Consider the following 18,707-nt stretch of genomic DNA (forward strand, 5'->3'; position numbering starts at 1 on the left):
AAGCGGTTCCGCAGGGCCGGGTAGGTCGGGACCGGACCACAGGTGGCAGCGGCGATGACGGCGTCGGTGTGCGCCGAGTGGTCGTCGCGGCTGTCCCGCTGGCGGGAGGATGGCCGGAGTTGCTCAGGCGGGCCTGGTGTCCGGTTGGCCAGAGCGGCCCGCGAGCTTCTCGCTTGCAGCGACGTAACCGCCGACAAGCTGCACGGCAGGGGCCCATGAGGGCAGCGAAGCGTCAGCCGGGATTCCTGTTCCGCCGGCAGCGGAGCCCTGGCCGGCGGCGCTGGCGGGAGCGCCGCGAGTCAACCCGAGGGCGTGGACCGGGTTGTCTGCCGACTGCACCTGACTCGTCCCGGCCGCCTTCGGTGACCGTGGGTCAAGGCTTGCTGTCACCGACGTCCGCGCCGCTGGCGGGGCTACCGGGTAGACCGCCGCTATCGGTGGAAGCGGGCGGACGATCGCGGTGGGCGGTGCGACCGCCGGTGCCTCATCCGTCGAAGGCGGCGCGTCGACGGCGGGAGGCGTCGACGGCGCGGCGGGTGAGCCGATGATCGCCTGGGTCAGGCCGAGCACCGGGGCCAGAGCGGGCGGTAGAACGTCAACGATCGGCTCGGTCACTGGCCGGACGACGGCGCTGACCGGTTCCAGCAGGCCTGACCCGGCGACCTCCTCCACAACGGGGGACGCCAGGCCCACGACCGGACGCGTCGCCGAGGTGACCTTCTCGACGACCGTTTCGGAGTCGGCGGCCGCCGTCGGGTCCACCACCTGGCCTACCGCGGTCTGCGCACCCGCCGACCGCTCACCCCTCGGCATTCGCACCGGTACGTCCGGGCCCCCGAGTTGGCCCCGGGGTGCGACCGTTGCCGAACCGCCGACGCGGCCTGACGCACCTTCCATCGCAGGGGTGAGCGAGAAGGGCTCACACCCCAGGGAGTCGGCCAAGAAGGTTCCGTCGGCGCTGAGCAGGTTGCCGACGGTGCAGGATGCAGTAGGCCCGGCGGCCCGAGCGGCGCCGTCGGCAACCGCCTCGTGAAAGCCCCAGAGACCGACCACGCCACCGATCATGAGAGCGCCGCGCAGCGTCCACCGAGCCAGCCGGCCTGGACACCGCAACAACAGGCACCTCCGATGGAATGCCTTGCTTCACCCCAAGGCCTGTGATTGTCCCGCAGTGACCGTCCGCACGTCCTCCGACACACCGCGGAATCGATGTCACCGCCCAGCCTGACCCAGACGCCGAGGCGACGGTCAGTCGTGCGGCAGCCCGGACCGCCTGTGCTGCCTCCGCCAATCCCCGGGCGGCCACGGCTCTCCCCTCGCGGTGACATTGCAGTCGCATCGTCAACCGGGTACCGTCGGACGCAATGCAGATGCATTGCATAGAGAGAAGGTCGACATGCACGTGATCGCGTTGTCCGAGGCGACCGCCGACATGGTCGACCTGGTCGGCGGCAAGGCGGCCGGGCTGGGCGAGTTGATCCAGCGGGGCGGGCGGGTCCCCGAGGGGTTCTGCGTCACCGCCGAGGCTCACCGGCTGGGTGTCATTCCGCAGGCGGAGATCGTCGCCGCGTACGAGCGGCTCGGTGCGGGCCCGGTGGCGGTGCGCTCCAGCGCCACCGCGGAGGACCTGCCGGAGGCGAGTTTCGCCGGGCAGCAGGACACCGTCCTGAACGTCACGGGCACCGCCGAGTTGATCGCTGCGATCAGGAAGTGCTGGGAATCGCTGCACACCGTCCGCGCGACCGCCTACCGCGACGCCCGCCAGATCGATCATCGAACGGTGTGGATGGCTGTCGTCGTGCAGCGGATGGTCGCCCCGTCGGTGGCGGGGGTGTTGTTCACCGCGAACCCGCTGACCGGCCGGCGCGACGAGATGGCGGTCGACGCCGCGCCGGGTCTCGGCACGACGGTGGTGGACGGGGCGGCGACGGTAGACCACTACGTCCTCGACGATGTGACCCGAGCCGACGCCGGATGTCTGACGTCCGCGCACCTGGCGGAGCTGCGGGCAACGGGTGAGCGGCTGCAGGGTCACTTTGGCTGCCCGCAGGACGTGGAGTGGGCGTTCGACGGAGACGGCGTGCTGTGGTTGCTGCAATCGCGGCCGATCACCAGCCTGTTCCCGCTCCCTCCCGACACCGGGAAGCCCTTACCCCGGGTCTACCTGGAGTTCGGCCACGTCCAGGGGATGCTGCAACCGGTCACCCCGATGGGCATGTCGACCCTGCGGTCACAGATCGCGGCGATGCTCGCCTCGCTCGGCGTCCGGGTCGAAATCGTCGACATCGGCGGTCGCCTCTACGGTGACCTGACCGAGCTGGCCCGGAGCAGGTCATCCCGCAAGCGGCTCGTCAAGCTCATGGCGGTCGACTTCGGTCCGCGGGCACAGACGGTGATGCAGCACGTCCTGGCGGATCCGCGGTTCGCGCCGACCAAGGGCAGCACCGAGCGCGGCGCGCCGGCGGCGTCCCTGCGGACGGCCGGCCGCGCGGTGGTGGGGATCCTGCGCGCGCTGGCCCGTCCCGACGCGGCGCGGATCCGAATGTTCCAGGCGATCGAGGAGGTCAAAGTACGGTCGACGGCCCCCGCCGACCTGCGGACCGCCGCCGACCGGCTCCGCTTCCTGCAGGCGCGGGACTCCGAGGACAGCGCCGACGCGATCATGTGGCCGATCGTCACCGGCATGCTCGCCGCCGCGTTGCCGGCTTCGCTGCTCAAGGGCATCGCGAGCCCAGCTGAGATCCACACCGTGCTGGGCGGAATGCCGCACAACGTCACCATCGAGATGAATCTCGCGCTCTGGCGGCTCGCTCAGGGCGCGGGCGAGCACCGTCTGCTTCTCCTCGACACCCCGCCGGACGAGCTGGCCGCGCGGTATCTGCGCGGGACGCTGCCCGACGTCGGGATGGACGGCTTCCTGGACGCCTACGGTCATCGCGGCGTCGCCGAGGTCGACCTCGGCGTACCGCGCTGGGCGGAGGATCCGGCGCCGGTCTTCGCGGCGATCGCCAACTACCTGCGGATCACCGATCCGGAGCAGGGGCCCGACCAGCGCTTCCAACGGGCCGCCGCCGCGGCCGAGGCCGCCCTCGAGGAACTGGTCAGGCGGACCCGCCGCCAGCGGCCGGTACGCGGCACGATCGCCGGGTTCCTGCTGCGCCGGGCCCGCTCGTTGGCCGGCCTGCGCGAGGCCGGGAAGTTCGCCGGGCTGTACCCGCTGCGGGAGACGCGCCGGCAACTGCTGCTCATCGGCGCCGACCTGCATGGCGCCGGGCTGCTGGAGCAGCCCGACGACATCATGTTCCTGACTCTCGACGAGGTGCACGCCGCGGTGCACCGGAGCCTCGATCACCGGGCGACGGTCGCCTCCCGCAGGGCGGTACACCGCAGGGAGTTGCGCCGCCGGACCGTGCCGGTGGCGCTGCTCTCCGACGGCACCGACGTCGAGACCGTACTGCCGGCGGCGCCCGCTCTCGACGGCAGCCTGACCGGCGTTTGTGCGTCGGCGGGACGGGTGACCGGCCCCGCCCGGGTCGTCCATGACCCGGCCACCGCCCACATCGAGCCCGGCGAGATCCTGGTCGCCGCGACCACCGACCCCGGCTGGACCCCGCTGTTCCTCACCGCCGCGGCGCTGATCACCGAGACCGGCGCGATCATGGCGCACGGCCCCACCGTGGCCCGGGAGTACGGCATCCCCGCCGTCATCTGCGTGCCCGACGCCACGCGGACGATCTCCACCGGTCAGCTCCTCACCGTGGACGGCGGCGCCGGGACCGTCACCGTCCACTGACCGCCTGACCGCCTGACCGCCTGACCGCCTGACCGCCTGACCGCCAGCTCACTACCGCGAGGACGACCATGACCGACATGAGGGCCCGGCCGGGGCGAAGGTGGGCCCGCTGCTGCGCCGGTTGGCCGCGATGGAGGCCGCGATGTGGCGCAGCCTGTACGTGTGGGCGCGGCGCAAGCCGCTGCCGCTGGCGCCGGGCGATGAGCCGTTCGGCTACCTGGGCGTGGTCAAGCCGATCCTCGGCATCTTCATCGGCCTGTCGGCCGTGGAGATTCCGATCTTCGACTTGATCGTCACCAACGTGGTGCCCTGGGGGCCGGCCCGCTGGATCGTGCTCGTCCTCGGCGTCTGGGGTCTGCTCTGGATGGCCGGCCTCTACGCGAGCATGCAGATCCACCCACACGTCGTCGGTGACACGGGCCTGCGGGTCCGGCTGAGTTCGGGCATCGACATCTGGATCCCGTGGACGGACGTCGCGGCCCTGCGCAAGCGTTACCGCTCGCTGCCCTCCAGCAAATCGGTGCAGGTCGAGCAGGAGGGGGACCGCCGGGTACTGCACGTCTCGGTCGGCAGCCAGACGAGCATCGACGTCCTGCTGCGCCGGCCGATGGCCTTCGACCTGCCCAAGGGCCGGTCCGAGCCGATGGACGAGTTGCGGCTGTACGCCGACGACCCCGACGGTCTCCTGCGCAGCGCACGCGGCACCCCCGCGACCGGAACCGTCAGCCGGTAGCTGCCGCCCGCTGGCGGAGTGTCCGGGCCACCCACTGTGAAACGATCGAGGCCATGCCCAAGAAGGTCGATCACCAGGAGCGACGCACCCTCATCGCTGACGCGTTGATGCGAGTCGCCGCGGAGCAGGGCTTGGAGGCCGTCAGCCTCCGTCACGTGGCTGCCGAGGCCGGCGTGTCCGCCGGGATGGTCCAGCACTACTTCCGCACCAAGGACGAGATGATGGCGTTCGCGTTGGCCGTGGTCCGCGAGCGCAGCCAGATCCGGGTGACCGAAGCGATGGCGCGACTGGGCGAGAACCCGTCCCCTCGGCTGTTGCTGCGCACGATGATCGCCGCGCTGTTGCCGCTCGACGAGCGGACCCGCGACGACGGACGGGTGGCGCTGGCGTTCCTCGCCTACACCGCGGTGCGACCGGCGGCCGCGCCCAGCCTGCGCGAGGACACCGAGCAGCTGACCGGGTTCATCGCCAGCCTCCTCCCGTCCCGAGACGCCGTCGCCGCCGCGGCCGGCCTGCTGGCGCTGATGGAAGGGCTGGGCGTCTATCTGCTCGGCGGGCAGTACACCACCGAGCAGGCGTTGGTGGCGCTGGATGCCCACCTCGACCTGCTCTTCGGCTCGCGGACGGGTGCCTGACCAGCGGTTGACCGGTGCCTACCTGCGCCGTCAGCGGCGCGGCAGTCAGCACCTGGGCGTCGGGGACCCGGTTCACCCACCATCGTCCAGCTCACCCCGCGGGGCGAAGTGACAAAGGAGCCGTGCGTTGATCCGCATCCGTGAGTTCCGCTGGCGCGACTACGACGATGTCGCCGCGCTGTGGGCCGCGGCGGGGCGGGACGTGCTGCCCCGGGGGGAACTGACGGCCAAGCTCACCCGGGACCCGCAGCTGTTCCTGGTCGCCGAGCTGGACGGTGCGGTTGCGGGAGTGGTCCTGGGTACCTACGACGGCCGCCGCGGCTGGATCCTGCGCCTGGCCGTGGACCCTGCCCACCGCCGGCAAGGCATCGCCACCATGTTGATCGGTGAGCTCGAAGCCCGGTTCACCGCGATGGGATGTCCGCGGGTGAATCTCCTGGTCATGCCGGACAGCGCGGCGGCGCTCAGGTTCTGGCAGAAACTGGGGTATCTGCCCATGCCCGACGTGCTGTGTTCCAAGCCCATGGGCGGTGCGTCGGGACAGCCGCTCGGGTAGCCGCACGCATCTCCGGACCAGAACGGCGGATGGGGGTCCGGCCGTCCCGGCCGGACCCCCATCCGCTCAAGCTCCACCAACAGCGTCCGACGGGCTAGGACCGGATTCCCTGAGTGGTGACGAAGTACGGGTCGATGCTCACCTGAATCTGCAGGTCGACCTGGAACCGCCGTTCCCAGGCGACGGCGGCGCGTCCCTCATGGGTCACCGCGACCGTCGGGTCGACACCGATCCCCACGATCACCTCCGTGGCGCCGAAGGTGCCCGACTGGGTCACGCGGCGTGCCTCCACGCTGCCGACCGAGTTGTTGAGGCCCTTCCCCTGCCAGACCACGATGCCGTCACCGTCGTCGTCGAGGCGGACCGAGTGCAGACGGCCCCAGGCCGACAGCAGCACCGGCTGCCCCACCGTCTGCGCCGGACTGATGGTCACGGCGTACAGGTACCCGGTGGAGAACAGGTCCCAGGTCAGCATCATGTCGCCGTCGAGGTCGCCGGCGATCGAGTAGTTCACCACGTCCGTGTGCAGTGCGGGGGTGAGCTGACGGACGTTGCCGACGGTCCCGTCGCGGGACACCCAGCGACCCCAGACCGTCGTGCTCTGGGCCTGGTCGCTCCAGTGGCGCCAGGTCAGGAGTGCGTCGCCGTCCCGGTCCACCGTCACCTTGGCGGCGAAGTGGCGGTCGATCGGCGAGAGGGGCGCGGACACGGTCTTGAGCTCACTGAGGGTTCCATCAGCGCTGAGCGTGCGGGCCTGCACGACGTTGTCGTTGGCCCAGGCGAGGACGGCGTCACCGTCGCGGTCGTACGCCACCGCCGGGGTTTCCGCGGACGCCGGAGTCGACGCGAGCACCACCGGCGACGACAGGGACCCGCTCATGCTGTACCGGCGCATCATCGGGAAGACACTGCCGTCGTCGTGCCACTCGGCCCAGGTCACCACGGCGTCGCCGTCCGGGTCGATGGCCACGTTGGTGCCGTGGGCCTGCACCCCGCCCGCCGACACCGTGATGAGCGGTCCGAGCGTGCCACTCTTGGAAATTCGCCGGGCGTAGATGCTGTTGTCGACGCCGTTGAACGCGCGCCACGCCACGATTGCGTCGCCGTCGTCGTCGACCGCGACCTGCGGGCTGTGCGGGGCCTGGCCGGACGGTGACAGGACGGTCGTGGCGCCCCACCTGCCGTTGTAGCTGCGGGATTTGAACTCGACGTACCGCGGGTGCGGATAGTCGTGGGATTCCCGTACCCAGACGAAGAGCGCGTCGCCCTGCCGGTCATAGGTCTGTTGCTGATCGTAGGAGTCGTACCCCGCCGGCGATATGGAAAGGGGCTCGCTGAACGCGGCCGAGGCGGGGGCCGGTATCGAAACGACACCGGCGAGTGAGAGCGCGAGCGCGATGATCGCGACGGATCGTCGCGTCCTTGGGCGGCCATCGTTGAGGCCTCCGAACGTTCCGAGGTTACGCGGTGACTTCCGGTTGTGTGATTGTCGGGCCGGCCATGAATCGCGCGGGTCAATTCCCCGCAGCCGCCGGTGCGACCTGTCGGAGCATAGTGGATGCCGCGGATAAGCGATGGCCCGCCGTTATTGCGGAGCGGAGGCCGGGCACCTCGAGCCTGCCGACAACCACCAATTCCTGCCGTCGCCGCAGTTACCGAAAGCCCAGTGCCGGTGACATTCAGCAAAGCGCACCAACCGTGTTACGCCACGCTGGTCCGTACGCCGGGAACCTGTTGGCGCTCCTGCTTGGCCGTGTACATCGCGGCGTCCGCCCGCTGGATCAACTGCTCACCGTTCTCGGCGCGGTCGTTGCAGACCATGCCGATGCTCGCTCCGATCACGACCGGTTCACCGTCGACCGCGAACGGCTCGCGGAAGGCCGTCTCGATGCGTAGGCACAGTTCGGTCGCGTCGTAGCGCTCCATGTCGACGCGGAGGACGACGAACTCGTCGCCGCCGAATCGGCTCACCGTGTCGCCCGGGCGCAGGCAACGGCCCAGCCGCTCGGCCACCTGGATCAGTAGTTGATCACCGCCGGGGTGGCCGTACCGGTCGTTCACGGTCTTGAACCCGTCGAGATCACAGAAGAGCACGACCACCGGCCGACCGCCCGCGAGCGCGGTGTCCAACCGGCTGGCGAACTCGTGACGGTTCGGCAGGTTGGTGACGGGGTCGAAGCTCGCCTGGTACCGGAGGACCCGCACCCGCTCCGACCACACGCCCCAGATCCGGAGCATGACCAGCGGGGTCACCGCGGCCGTACTGACGGCCAGCAGGGCCGTGTCGACGTCCCGGCCGGACAGCTCACTGGCCCCGCCCACGGCCGGCATGGCGCACAGCGCGAGCCCGAGGAAGACCAGCCGCCCCTTGCTCAGGTCGTCCTTCGGCCCCGGACCGGGCTGGAGCAGGCGTACCACCGACCGGGCGAGCCCGCACAACCCCACCGCCGTGTAGCCGGCGAGGTAGATCATGTCCGTGTACGCCGGTCGAGAACCGGCTCCCGGTACGACCACCAGCGCGACGGTGATCACCCCGGCCAGCGAGAAGCCCATCGCCGCGACCAGGAACCACAGCGCCGAAATGAACTCCCTGGCCGTGAGCAGCAGCCGGGTCAGGCAGCCGAAGACGCCGGTCAGCATGAAGACCGTCACGCACGTCGCGATCTGCGACACCTGCGCGGCGGCGACCTCCCGCAGCTGCGGCAGCAGGAGGAAACTCCAGATCACACCGCCGACCGCCATCGCCACGATGGTGCTGTCGATCAACCCGCCGACGTCGTCACGACCGCGCCGCGCGACGATCGTGATCGCCCCGCAGAACATGAAGACCTGGGCCAGCGCCGCGAAGATCGCGGCGATCGTGCCGTCGCCGCTCGGCAGCCCCATCGCGAAGACGTACCAGTACCAGGCCACGTTGCCGGCGTTGAAGCTGACCAGCGCGGCGAGCAGGAACCACATGGCCTTGCGGCTGTCGGCGGGTGTCCGGTTCAGCCCGACCACCACCGCGGGGACCGTCGCGAACGACAGGACGAGGTAGTCGACCATCCGCTGCGCGTCGGACAGGTACGGATAGACCGCGATGCCGGTCAGGCAGAGCGTCAGGTAGCCGAGGCTGAGGCCGAGACCGCCCGGCACCGAGTGCAGGCCGCGATACCGGCCCATCGGGCGCGCTTCCCAGTCGACCCCGTCGAACACGCTCACGGCAACACGGTAAGGCGGAGATCGACGGCCGCCAACCACCGGAATCGCTACCCCGACGCGAGCCCACCCGTCGCCGAACTGAACCGTCCCACCCCGACCGTCCCGGCCAGCGGGATAGACGGATGGCGGCCCCGCACCCGGCGGGATACGGTGCGCGGGACGGACGGTGCGAGCGGATCGCCGTCGATGCGCCGGCCGCTCCCGGCCCGTACGGTGAGGACGACGTGACGGGTTCCACCGATGACAGCCGCCCCGGGTGGGACGCGCTGCCCGACCGGCACGACGCCCTGAACCCCGCCGGCCTGTGTCCGCGCTGTGGCCGGTCGACGACCGACTACGTCTGCCTGCACTGCGCCGCCGAGCACGACTTCCGGGGCGCCTCGCTGGTCCGCCGGTTCGTCGACGTTCCCGACCGGTACTCCGAGGAACCGGTACCGTCGCCCGCTCCCGAGCCGTACGACGAGCCGCCGCCCGTTGCGCACCCGCTCACCCCGGCGCCGACCTGGACGCCGGCACCGGACGCCGGGCCGAGCCCGGCCGGAGCAGGCCGTGCGCGACGAGGGGCGCCGGCCGTCCGCACCCGTCACCCGCTCGCTTCCACCGGACGGGGACCCCGGGGGATGCTCGCGGCCGTGGCGATCGCCGTCGGGGCGATCCTGCTCGCCACGGTGGTCGGGATCGTCGGTGCCGTGCTGACCGGCCCGGGTGACGGGGGAAGCCCGGGCGTGAAGGCGACTCCGAGCCGTTAGGCCCGGCCCGGGACGCACGGGAATCGACCTGCGACCCGCGTCCGGCAGGTCGAGCGCCGATGCCCATCACGGGGGAGCCGTCGAGCCGTCGGTGGCAGGATGGGCCGCCATGCAGCGCTTTCGATCCTCAGACGGCACGGAACTGGCCTACCGGCGCGTGGGCTCCGGTCCACCGCTGGTCTGCGTCCCCGGCGGGCCCGGCCAGGCGGTCGAATACCTGGCCGAGTTGGGTGGCGTGAGCGCGACCAGGACGTTGATCCTGCTCGACAACCGGGGGACGGGCGCGTCGGAGGTGCCCGCCGATCCGGCGAGCTACCGCGTCGACCGGCTGGTGGACGACGTCGAGGCGCTGCGCCGCCACCTGGCGCTCGACCGGATGGACCTGCTCGGGCATTCCGCCAGCGGCGGCATCTGCCTGCTCTACGCGGACCGGCACCCGCAGCGACTGGACCATCTCGTCCTGGTGGCGCCGTCACTGCGGGTGGTGGACATCCAGTCGGACCTCGCCGTGGCCGACGTCCTCGCCAAGCGGGCGCATGAACCCTGGTACGCCGAGGCGGTGGCCGCGCTGCACGCCGACGCCACCACCGAAGAGGAGCAGCAGCGCTACCGCTGGCTAGCCGCCCCCCTGCTGTACGGCCGGTGGGACGCGGCGGCCCGGGCGCAGGCGTCCGCCGAGCCGGCCCAGTTCTTTGCGCCCGCCACCGACGGCTTCTACGCCGGCTTCACCCCGGACCCGGCGCTGCCCGCTCGGCTGGCCACCCTGCCGGCGCCGACCCTGCTGGTGGCCGGGGAGTACGACATCTGGCCGACGGTCACGGCGGTGCGGGAGTTGGCCCGCCTGTTCGCCCGGGCCGAGGTGCAGGTGCAGCCGAGGGCGGGGCACTTTCCCTGGGTCGACGACCCGGCCGCCTTCGCGTCGTCGGTGGAGGGTTTCCTGTCGGCCGACCGATGAGCGGGTGACGCGCGGCCGTCCGTGTGCCACGGACCGGCCGGCGCGCCGCAGGGGATCAGCTCACCGGCGCGAGGTCCCGGCTGATCTGCATCGTCATGTCGATGACCTGCCACAACACCTCGGGCGCCGGCGCGCCGTCCTCGGTGGACACCGTCTTCGTGACTCCGTTGCGGTAGGTCACGGTGACGGTGTAGTGGAACCGGTCGGCACCCGGGCCCGCCGGGTACGCCGGCGAGAGGCGACGGAATTCCCGGGTGCTGGCCGTGGCCAGCAGATCGGCGGTGTAGATGTGCACCGTGCCGGTGGAAACGGCGTACTGCTCGTTGACCCCGGCGAATCCGCCGGTGCGGGCGACGGTCACCTGGTAGGCGTCGTTCCAGGCGGCGGCCCGGGCCGGTGCGGCGGCCGCGAGCGTGCCGGCTCCGACCCCGGTGAGCAGCGCGAACGCCGTGATGATCCGGCCGATGGCGCGCAGCATGGCAGACATGGCTGAACCCCTTTCCTCGTGGGAATGGTGGAACGCGGCGGATCCGGAAGTCAGCGGTCGCGACGCCCGGACCGGGCCGCCGATTGTTGTCGGCAGGCTCGCTCGCCCGTTCCTTGTCGCGACATTTCTAGCACCGGCGCGACAACAGATCCATGGGCCGTAAGTCCCAAGAGGACGGTGCGATCGGTGCAATTTGTTGCGATTGTTTCAGCCCATTTAAAGAATTCATTTCCCGGCTTTTTCCGCCGGTTAGGGTGCCCGCCCGGTCACCGCCCGGACGGGTGGGCCGAGAGCCAGTCCGGGTGCCGGTCCCGCAGCTCGTCCCGGCCCTCCCGGGTGGGCAGCAGCACGTCCGCCCCGCCGTCGTACGGCGCGTAGAGCCAGCTCAGGTCCGGCGGCGCGATGATCACGTGGGCGACCTCGTCGTCGGCGACCCGGCGCAGCAGGTCGTCGAGGCGTCCCGGCCGCCGGTCGACCCGGCTGGCGTACGCGTGGCCGAAGCAGAGCTCGGGCTCCAGATCCGGCCAGGAGAAGACCGACCAGCACTCCGCGTCGGGCAGCAGCTCGGCGAGGACCGGCTGCCGGCGGCCGGGGGTCGGGGTGCCCAGCACCTCCACGGTGATCACCACCAGGTCGGTGGCGCCCAGCTCGGCCAGCACCGTGTCATGCCAGTGCAGGATGGTCGAGTACTCCTCGTCGGTGCCGGCGTACCGCTTCGAGCCGGGCAGCGAGTGGAAGCGGACCCAGCGCTCCGGCTCCACCGGCAGGGCACGGAAGATCGGCGGGAGCTGGGGCCAGCGCGCCTCCCAGGTGGCCCGCAGCTCCCGTCCGCCTTCCTGTTGCCAGAAGCGGACCTCGCCCTTCGGCACCTCCTGCCGCCCGGACGCCGCCACCTCGCGCAGCGCCCGCACGTACGGGTCGTCGGTCGCTCGTCCGGGTCGGCGTCGAAGACCGCCACCAGGTCCTCGCCGTCGTCACCCCACGACCAGCCGTACACCGCGCGCCAGACCGCCAGGTTGGGGTGCGGCACGTCGGTGCACGCCTCGGCCGGCGCCAGCAGGGCGATCGCCCGGCCGAGCTGCTCCTGGCTCACCCGGACCGAGCCCGTGCCGCCGTGCCAGCCGACGACGGTGGCCAGGACGGCGGCGGGCAGCACGTTCCCCGCGCCGTTGACCCGCAGGAAGCAGATGTCCTCCGGGGAGCGCGGATATGCCAGGTCCACCGACGGAAAGCCGATGCCGTGCAGCACCGGCCGGCGCCAGCGCAGCTCACCTTCGAACCGGTCCCGCGCCGCGCCGATTTCCGCCAGCGTCGCCCATCGCTGCGTCACGGCCGGATCATGGCAGACCCGGCCGTGACCACGCGCCCGCGCGATACCGCGTCACATCCGCTCGACGGTCCGGATGCCGAGCAGGTGCAGCCCCTGCCGCAACGTCCGGGCGGTGAGGTCGGCCAGCACCAGCCGGCTCTCCCGCAGCTCGCCGGAGGCCCGCAGCACCGGGCAGCGCTCGTAGAAGGCGCTGAACGTGCTGGCCAGCCGGTGCAGGTAGCCGGCCAGGTGGTGGAACTCCAGGGTCCGCTCCACCTCGGCGACCACCCCCGCGAAGCCGAGCAGCTCGAACGCCAGCGCCCGCTCCGCCGGTTCGGTGAGCAGGATCTCCGCGTCCGGCCGCGCGTCCGTCCCGGCCCGCCGGAACACCGACCGGATCCGCGAGTACGCGTACTGGAGGTAGGGGGCGGTGTTGCCGTCCAGGGAGAGCATCCGCTCCCAGTCCAGCACGTAGTCGCGGGCCCGGTCGGTGGCCAGGTCGGCGTACTTGATCGCGCCGATGCCGACGGCCCGGCCGATCTCGGCGGCGGCCTCGGCGTCCAGCTCGGGGTTCTTGGCCCGGGCCAGCTCGGTGGCCCGGGCGACCGCCTCCTCCAGCAGCCCGACCAGCTTCACCGAGCCGCCGGCCCGGCTGCGCAGCATCCGCCCGTCGGAGCCGAGGATCGAGCCGAAGCCGAGGTGCACGGCCCGGGTCGGCGGGCGTAGCCACCCGGCGGCCTCGGCGACGGCGAAGACCATCGCGAAGTGCTGCCGCTGCGGCAGGCCGACGACGTAGAGCAGCCGGGTCGCGCCGAGGTCGTCGGTCCGGTGCCGCAGCGCCGCCAGGTCGGTGGCCGGGTAGCCGTAACCGCCGTCGCCCTTGCGCACGATCAGCGGCAACGGCTCGCCGTCCCGGCCGGTGAACCCGGGCGGAAAGACGCAGTCCGCGCCGTCGCTGGCGCGCAGCAGCCCGAGTTGGTCCAGCTCGTCGACGACCCCGCCCAGCCGGTCGTTGTAGGCACTCTCGCCCCGAAAGTCGTCCCGGGTCAGCGTCACGTCGAGCAGCTCGTACACGGTCAGGAAGTACCGCTCGGACTGCTCCACCAGCAGCCGCCACAGCCGCAGCGTCCGCTCGTCGCCGCCCTGCAACGCGACCACCCGCTGCCGCGACCGCTCCCGGAACGCCTCGTCGGCGTCGAACTTCACCCGGGCCGCCTTGTAGAACGAGTCGAGGTCGCCCATCGAGAGCTCCTGCGTCGCCTCGGCCTCCCCGAGGTCGACGAGGTGCTCGATCAGCATCCCGAACGGGGTGCCCCAGTCCCCCAGGTGGTTGACCCGCACCACCCGGTGCCCGAGCCAGTCGAGCAGCCGGACCGCGGCGTCGCCGATGACCGTGGAGCGCAGGTGCCCCACGTGCATCTCCTTGGCCACGTTCGGCGCCGAGTAGTCGACCACCACGGTCTCCGGCGCGGGCGCCACCGGCACGCCGAGCCGGCCGTCGCCGGCCAGCCCGGAGACCAGCGCGGCCAGCGTCCGGTCGGCCACCGTCAGGTTGAGGAAGCCCGGCCCGGAGACCTCCGCGGCTGCGCAGACGTCGTCCAGCTCCGCGTGGTCCAGCACCGCCGCGGCGATGTCGCGCGGCGGGCGTCCGAGCCGCCGGGCCAGCGCCAGCGCCGCGTCGGACTGGAAGTCCGCGCGCGGGGAGCGCCGCACCAGGGGGTCGACCGGGCCGCCGGCCACGGTCGCGAACGCCGGCGCCAGCCGGTCGGTGAGCAGCCTTTCAAGATCCATGGGTACGCCGATCTCGCTCGGATCCGCGCGGTCACGCGGATCTGGACACGGGAGGATGCGGGCGGACCGAGGACGATCGGCGATGACCGGCGGCTCGATCCGCCGGTCGCAGGGAAAAGGTCAGCGCGGGCGGGCGACGGATCGCCGGCGTCGCTCCGCACCGACCTGGACGTCACAGGACGGTCCGGTGGTGTGGGCAGGCGCGCTGGTCATGTCGGAGAGCCTAGCGGGCCGGCCGGCGACGCGTACACCGCGTTCCCCGGCGGCCCGGTGGCCGTACCGTCGCCGGTCAGGCAGTGGCGGCGGCCTTGCGGGCGCGCTCGGCCCGGCGCCGCACCTGCTGGTACGCCCCGGTCAGACCCATCGCCCGGCGGACCTCGACCACGGTCCGGCGGACCTGCTCACGGGTCCGCTCGGTGCCGTCCACGATCAGCTGGTCGACCAGGCCAGCGTCGGCCTCGATCCGGGCGCGACGCTCCCGGATCGGGTCGAGGAACCGGTTCAGCGCCGCCGCCAGGGCCTCCTTGACCTCGACGTCGCCGACCCGGCCGGCCCGGTAGCGGGCCTTGAGCTCCGCCACCGCCGCGCGGTCCGGGTTGAACACGTCGTGGTACGCGAAGACCGGGTTGCCCTCGACGGTGCCCGGCACGTCGGCGCGGACCCGGTTCGGGTCGGTGTACATGGCCATCACCTTGCGGCGCACGGTCGCCGCGTCGTCGGCGATCGCGATGGCGTTTCCCCTGCTCTTGCTCATCTTTCCCTGGCCGTCGGTGCCGACCAGGGTGGGCGTGTCGGAGGCGATCATCTCGGGCACCGGGAAGACCTCGCCGTACAGGTGGTTGAAGCGGCGGGCGATCTCGCGGGTCACCTCGACGTGCGCCGCGTTGTCCTTGCCGACCGGCACCACCTGCGCCTTCACGCAGAGGATGTCCGCCGCCTGGAGGACGGGATAGCCGAGCAGGCCGTACGGGATCTCCGCGCGGCCGGCGTCCCGGGCCATCTCCCGCACCGACGGCACCCGTTCCAGGCGCGGCACGGTCACCAGGTTCTGGAACAGCGTGTTCAGGTCACCGACCTCGGGGATGGCGGACTGGAGGTAGAACGTCGCCCGGGCCGGGTCGACCCCGCACGCCAGGACGTCGGTGACCATCTCCCGGGCGTTGCGGGACACCTGGGCGATGTCCTCGCGGCGGTGGCGGGTGGTCAGCATGTGCAGGTCGGCGATGATGAAGTAGCTCTCGTACCGCTGGTGCAGCGCCACCCGGTTGGCGATGCTGCCGACGTAGTGACCGAGGTGCAGCCGCCCGGTCGGGCGGTCCCCGGTGAGCATCCGTGCAACGGACATGGTGATGGGCCTTTCGTGCGGAGGATTGACGGGACGCGCACGCGCGCGATCGACCCGGGGCGTGGTCGCCTGAGGGTCGGTGGGGTCGGCTCGTCAGAGCACGAACCGCCATCGCGCGCCGGCGCGGAACCGCAAACCACCGGCACGAAGCACGTCGAGGATCCGCTCCCGGCCGTCGCCGGGGCCGCTCGGAAAGGACGGCAGGAGGTCACGCGGGAGGCCGTCGACGGCCTCCGGCGCGAGGATGACCGGCCGGACCATGTGTCCACGGTAACCGCACCGACGCGGATCGTGGGCCCGGCCGATCGGGTCAGCCCCTGCGGTAGCTCTCCTCGTAGTAGCTGCCCACCCGGCGCCGGTAGTCCGGCTCGCCGAACGCGTCCGGGTCGAAGGCCGGCGACTCCTTGACCTGCTCCCGGGTGCGGTCGACGTGCACCACCCGCTCCAAGTGGTCGACCCGGGCGATGGTGCCCACCGGCAGCAGCACCTTGCGGCCGAAGATCCACGGCCCGGTGTCCACCACCAGGTAGCGGGCGTCGGCGTCGTCGCTGGCCTCGTCGATCGCGCCGATCCGGCCGTCGGTGGCCTCCACCCGGTAGCCCACCAGGTCCACCGGGGTCCCCGGACCGGGAGCGTCCGGCCCGTCGTGCGCGGTCCGCCGCCGGGGCTCCTCGCCCGGGTCCGCCCGGTCGTACCCGCCGGCGAGCGCCGCCGGATCGCGCCAGGTCCACGGGTTGAACGGCTGCATCTGCGGACACCTCCGATTCGTCGTCGTCCACCTCCGAAGTGCCCCGCCCGCGCGCGCGGGAAACGGTACGGCAATTCTTCGTCCACGCGAATGCGCGCGGTGCGAAGTACGTCATATTCGGTGGGCGTCTATTTCTCCCACCGTCCGGCCGCTGCTCACCGGTGCTGTGATCGTTTCCACGCACACCCGGCGGGGTGGGGCAGTGTCCACTTGGCACATTCGTCCGGCGGGTGCTGCCGACGATTCTGGTCCTGCATCCGGCAGCACCGAGAAAGGGGACGCAGATGTTTCGCACCATTCGGCGTATCGGAATCGTGACGGCCCTGGCGGTGGGTCTCGTCGGCGCCGGCGGGGCGTCGGCGCAGGCGGCGGTCAACCCGTACACCGCGCAGTCGCTCTGCGGTTTCGGCTACACCCAGATCGACCAGGACCCCATCCGCAACCAGACGACCGGCACCCGGCTCGGCACCGTGCACCTGCTCTACAACCCGATGACCGGGTACGGCTGCACGGTGACGGTGAAGGCGGCGTACGTCGGCATGCTGACCCGTACCCAGGTCTACCTCGCCGCCCAGTACCTGCCCACCCAGACCGACGACGGCAACCGGCTGTACGCGGCCGGCCCCACCCGGGCGTACGTCCGCGGTGGTTGCATCATCTGGGGCGGCCTGATGGCCGACCCGGACGGCACCGTGCACTACCACGACCGGGCGAACCCGGCGATCGGCGGCATCGGCACCTGCTTCTGACCGCTCCCGGTCCCCGGGGTCCGCGCCCGTCGAGGGCCCCGGGGACCGAGCGGCCGCTCCGCCGCACCCGGTGGGCGGACCACTGAGCTGCGGGTACCGGTCGGCCGGGCGTCGCCCGCTGGCATACTGGCCAGCCATGGTGCTCTCCCGCGGCTGGTCGGTGTTCCTGATGGCGGTCGGGGTGTGGAGCTGGGTGATCTGGCCCCGGTTCGCGGTCGCCATCTGGAACGACCCGCGCGCCTGGTCGACCGGCACGGTCGGCGACGGCACACCGACCGGCTTCCTCTGGGTGCACGCCCTGCTGATCGCGACGTCGCTGGCGATCGGCACCACCGTCGGCGTGCTCGGCGTACGCGGCTGGCTCGCCGCCCGCCGGCGGTCCGCCTGATTGACGCCGCTTCCCGGCCCGTCAGCTCCGGGCGACGGCGAGGGACCTTCCGAGCTCCAATCCAGCCCCGGACCACAGTCACTTCCCCAGCCCCGTGGTGCCACCGGTTCCTCTTCCCTGGCCCGCGGTGTGGAACGACCGGCCTCTCCCTGTATGGGGAGCGGCAGGCCATCGGCCGTGAACTCAGGTGCCTGGCCGGCTCAGCGCGGGGACCTCGCCGCGCCGGACCATGCCGAGCTGGAGCGACGTCGCGCCCGGCCGGTCGCTCGATCACCCGTGGTGTCATGCCTTCAACGGCGCCCCGGAATCCCCCGGCGACTCCGTGCGTTGCTACCCCCGTCGGCGGGACCTCGACCTCCAGCGGGCCGGCGCGAAGCGCCTGACCTGCGGGGATAGTCAGGGGAAGATGATGTGACGGGGGACGCTACCCCCGGATTTGACGATCAAACCCGCAGACGCGTAACTTTCTCTCTGCCAGCGCGGAACGGACGAAACAGGGCGAAAGACCTGGAGGCCGGAGCGCGGGAACGGGCTTCGGGTTCTGAGGGTTGTACTCCTCGGAGCCTGGACCGGGCGGTGCCCCGAAGACGCTGCGAGGCGGATTTGGCGAGGCGGAACCGACCGGGTAAGGTTGTCGACCGGCAGGGCACCGGGCGAGCTTGCGGGAGACCGCAGCGGCCGGCCTGCCAAATCCGATGATCAAGCGCTGCGGGCAACCGCTGCGCGCGGTCGTCGGCGCCAACCCGTACGAAGCGTGGCAGACCGGGACACGCCGGTTGACACGGGGAAGACGGTGAGGTAACGTAGTAAAAGTGCCCGGCGCGGAAAGCGCCGGTCGCGACAAGAGTGAATAGCCCCGGGTCGGGGGTCCTCTTCGGGGGGTTTCCGGGCGGTGTGTGGTTGTTCTTTGAGAACTCAACAGGGTGCTTGTAAAGCCAGTGCCAATTATGATTTATACCCCGGACTGGTCAGGCTTTGTGTCTGGCTGGTTGGGATTCCTTTGGCAACACTTTTGTTGTCAGGACAGTTTTTCGACAAAGTTTTTGTTGGAGAGTTTGATCCTGGCTCAGGACGAACGCTGGCGGCGTGCTTAACACATGCAAGTCGAGCGGAAAGGCCCTTCGGGGTACTCGAGCGGCGAACGGGTGAGTAACACGTGAGCAACCTGCCCTAGGCTTTGGGATAACCCTCGGAAACGGGGGCTAATACCGAATATGACCTGGGCCTCGCATGAGGCTTGGTGGAAAGTTTTTCGGCCTGGGATGGGC

17 protein-coding genes and 1 rRNA gene are annotated in these 18,707 nt (G+C 71.4%); 9 read left to right on the forward strand and 9 right to left on the reverse strand.

Translation table 11 applies throughout. From position 1 onward, the window contains the following. Positions 1-123: 123 nt before the first annotated feature. Positions 124-1,053, reverse strand: a complete 930-nt coding sequence (locus JNW89_RS01145; RefSeq protein ID WP_238447263.1) for a hypothetical protein — start codon at positions 1,051-1,053, stop codon at positions 124-126. Positions 1,054-1,396: 343 nt separating this feature from the next. Between JNW89_RS01145 and JNW89_RS01150 the strand changes: the two genes are divergently transcribed. The 4 genes from JNW89_RS01150 (at position 1,397) to JNW89_RS01165 (ending at position 5,717) form a co-directional block, all read left to right on the forward strand. Next, on the forward strand, positions 1,397-3,793 hold the full coding sequence (locus JNW89_RS01150; RefSeq protein WP_238447278.1) for a PEP/pyruvate-binding domain-containing protein: 2,397 nt from the start codon (positions 1,397-1,399) through the stop codon (positions 3,791-3,793). Between the two features lie 100 nt (positions 3,794-3,893). After that, positions 3,894-4,526, forward strand: coding sequence for a hypothetical protein (locus JNW89_RS01155; protein WP_238447264.1), 633 nt, complete (start codon positions 3,894-3,896; stop codon positions 4,524-4,526). 53 nt (positions 4,527-4,579) lie between these two features. After that, positions 4,580-5,161, forward strand: coding sequence for a TetR/AcrR family transcriptional regulator (locus JNW89_RS01160; RefSeq protein ID WP_238447265.1), 582 nt, complete (start codon positions 4,580-4,582; stop codon positions 5,159-5,161). Positions 5,162-5,288: 127 nt separating this feature from the next. Next, entirely contained in the window at positions 5,289-5,717 is a 429-nt protein-coding gene (locus JNW89_RS01165; RefSeq protein WP_238447266.1) for a GNAT family N-acetyltransferase, read from the forward strand. Between the two features lie 94 nt (positions 5,718-5,811). Here the strand turns inward: JNW89_RS01165 and JNW89_RS01170 are convergent, their stop codons facing one another. Beyond that, positions 5,812-6,810, reverse strand: coding sequence for a hypothetical protein (locus JNW89_RS01170; protein WP_238447267.1), 999 nt, complete (start codon positions 6,808-6,810; stop codon positions 5,812-5,814). Between the two features lie 608 nt (positions 6,811-7,418). Next, the gene (locus JNW89_RS37475) at positions 7,419-8,918 is read right to left on the reverse strand and encodes a GGDEF domain-containing protein (RefSeq protein WP_238447268.1); all 1,500 of its coding nucleotides are present in this window, start codon (positions 8,916-8,918) and stop codon (positions 7,419-7,421) included. A gap of 122 nt (positions 8,919-9,040) precedes the next feature. Here JNW89_RS37475 and JNW89_RS01180 point away from each other — a divergent pair, with 122 nt between their 5' ends. Together JNW89_RS01180 and JNW89_RS01185 are read left to right on the forward strand one after the other, a co-directional pair. Beyond that, positions 9,041-9,667, forward strand: coding sequence for a hypothetical protein (locus JNW89_RS01180; protein WP_238447269.1), 627 nt, complete (start codon positions 9,041-9,043; stop codon positions 9,665-9,667). A 109-nt stretch (positions 9,668-9,776) separates the two neighbouring features. After that, on the forward strand, positions 9,777-10,622 hold the full coding sequence (locus tag JNW89_RS01185; protein WP_238447270.1) for an alpha/beta fold hydrolase: 846 nt from the start codon (positions 9,777-9,779) through the stop codon (positions 10,620-10,622). 55 nt (positions 10,623-10,677) lie between these two features. Here JNW89_RS01185 and JNW89_RS01190 read toward each other — a convergent pair whose 3' ends face one another. The 6 genes from JNW89_RS01190 to JNW89_RS01215 all read right to left on the reverse strand — a co-directional run bounded on the left by JNW89_RS01190 (position 10,678) and on the right by JNW89_RS01215 (position 16,302). After that, on the reverse strand, positions 10,678-11,109 hold the full coding sequence (locus tag JNW89_RS01190) for a protealysin inhibitor emfourin (RefSeq protein WP_238447271.1): 432 nt from the start codon (positions 11,107-11,109) through the stop codon (positions 10,678-10,680). A 266-nt stretch (positions 11,110-11,375) separates the two neighbouring features. Next, complete coding sequence (locus JNW89_RS01195) at positions 11,376-12,020, reverse strand: hypothetical protein (RefSeq protein ID WP_238447272.1); 645 nt, start codon at positions 12,018-12,020, stop codon at positions 11,376-11,378. A 470-nt stretch (positions 12,021-12,490) separates the two neighbouring features. Next, the gene (gene argS / locus JNW89_RS01200; RefSeq protein ID WP_238447273.1) at positions 12,491-14,209 is read right to left on the reverse strand and encodes an arginine--tRNA ligase; all 1,719 of its coding nucleotides are present in this window, start codon (positions 14,207-14,209) and stop codon (positions 12,491-12,493) included. 289 nt (positions 14,210-14,498) lie between these two features. Further along, positions 14,499-15,554 (reverse strand): tryptophan--tRNA ligase, encoded by a 1,056-nt coding sequence (gene trpS / locus JNW89_RS01205; protein WP_238447274.1) that lies wholly within the window; start codon positions 15,552-15,554, stop codon positions 14,499-14,501. 93 nt (positions 15,555-15,647) lie between these two features. Continuing rightward, positions 15,648-15,815: a hypothetical protein gene (locus tag JNW89_RS01210; protein ID WP_170285391.1), complete on the reverse strand. Its 168-nt coding sequence runs from the start codon at positions 15,813-15,815 to the stop codon at positions 15,648-15,650. Between the two features lie 49 nt (positions 15,816-15,864). Then, positions 15,865-16,302, reverse strand: coding sequence for a PRC-barrel domain-containing protein (locus tag JNW89_RS01215; RefSeq protein WP_238447275.1), 438 nt, complete (start codon positions 16,300-16,302; stop codon positions 15,865-15,867). Between the two features lie 284 nt (positions 16,303-16,586). Between JNW89_RS01215 and JNW89_RS01220 the strand changes: the two genes are divergently transcribed. From JNW89_RS01220 to JNW89_RS01230, 3 genes are all read left to right on the forward strand, one after another. Continuing rightward, positions 16,587-17,051, forward strand: a complete 465-nt coding sequence (locus JNW89_RS01220) for a hypothetical protein (RefSeq protein ID WP_238447276.1) — start codon at positions 16,587-16,589, stop codon at positions 17,049-17,051. Between the two features lie 136 nt (positions 17,052-17,187). Then, a complete protein-coding gene (locus tag JNW89_RS01225) occupies positions 17,188-17,439 on the forward strand; it encodes an SCO4848 family membrane protein (RefSeq protein ID WP_238447277.1) in 252 nt (83 codons plus the stop codon). A gap of 1,043 nt (positions 17,440-18,482) precedes the next feature. Beyond that, positions 18,483-18,707, forward strand: a 16S ribosomal RNA gene (locus tag JNW89_RS01230); the annotation flags it as partial.

It is taken from the genome of Micromonospora sp. 4G55 (assembly GCF_016803375.1).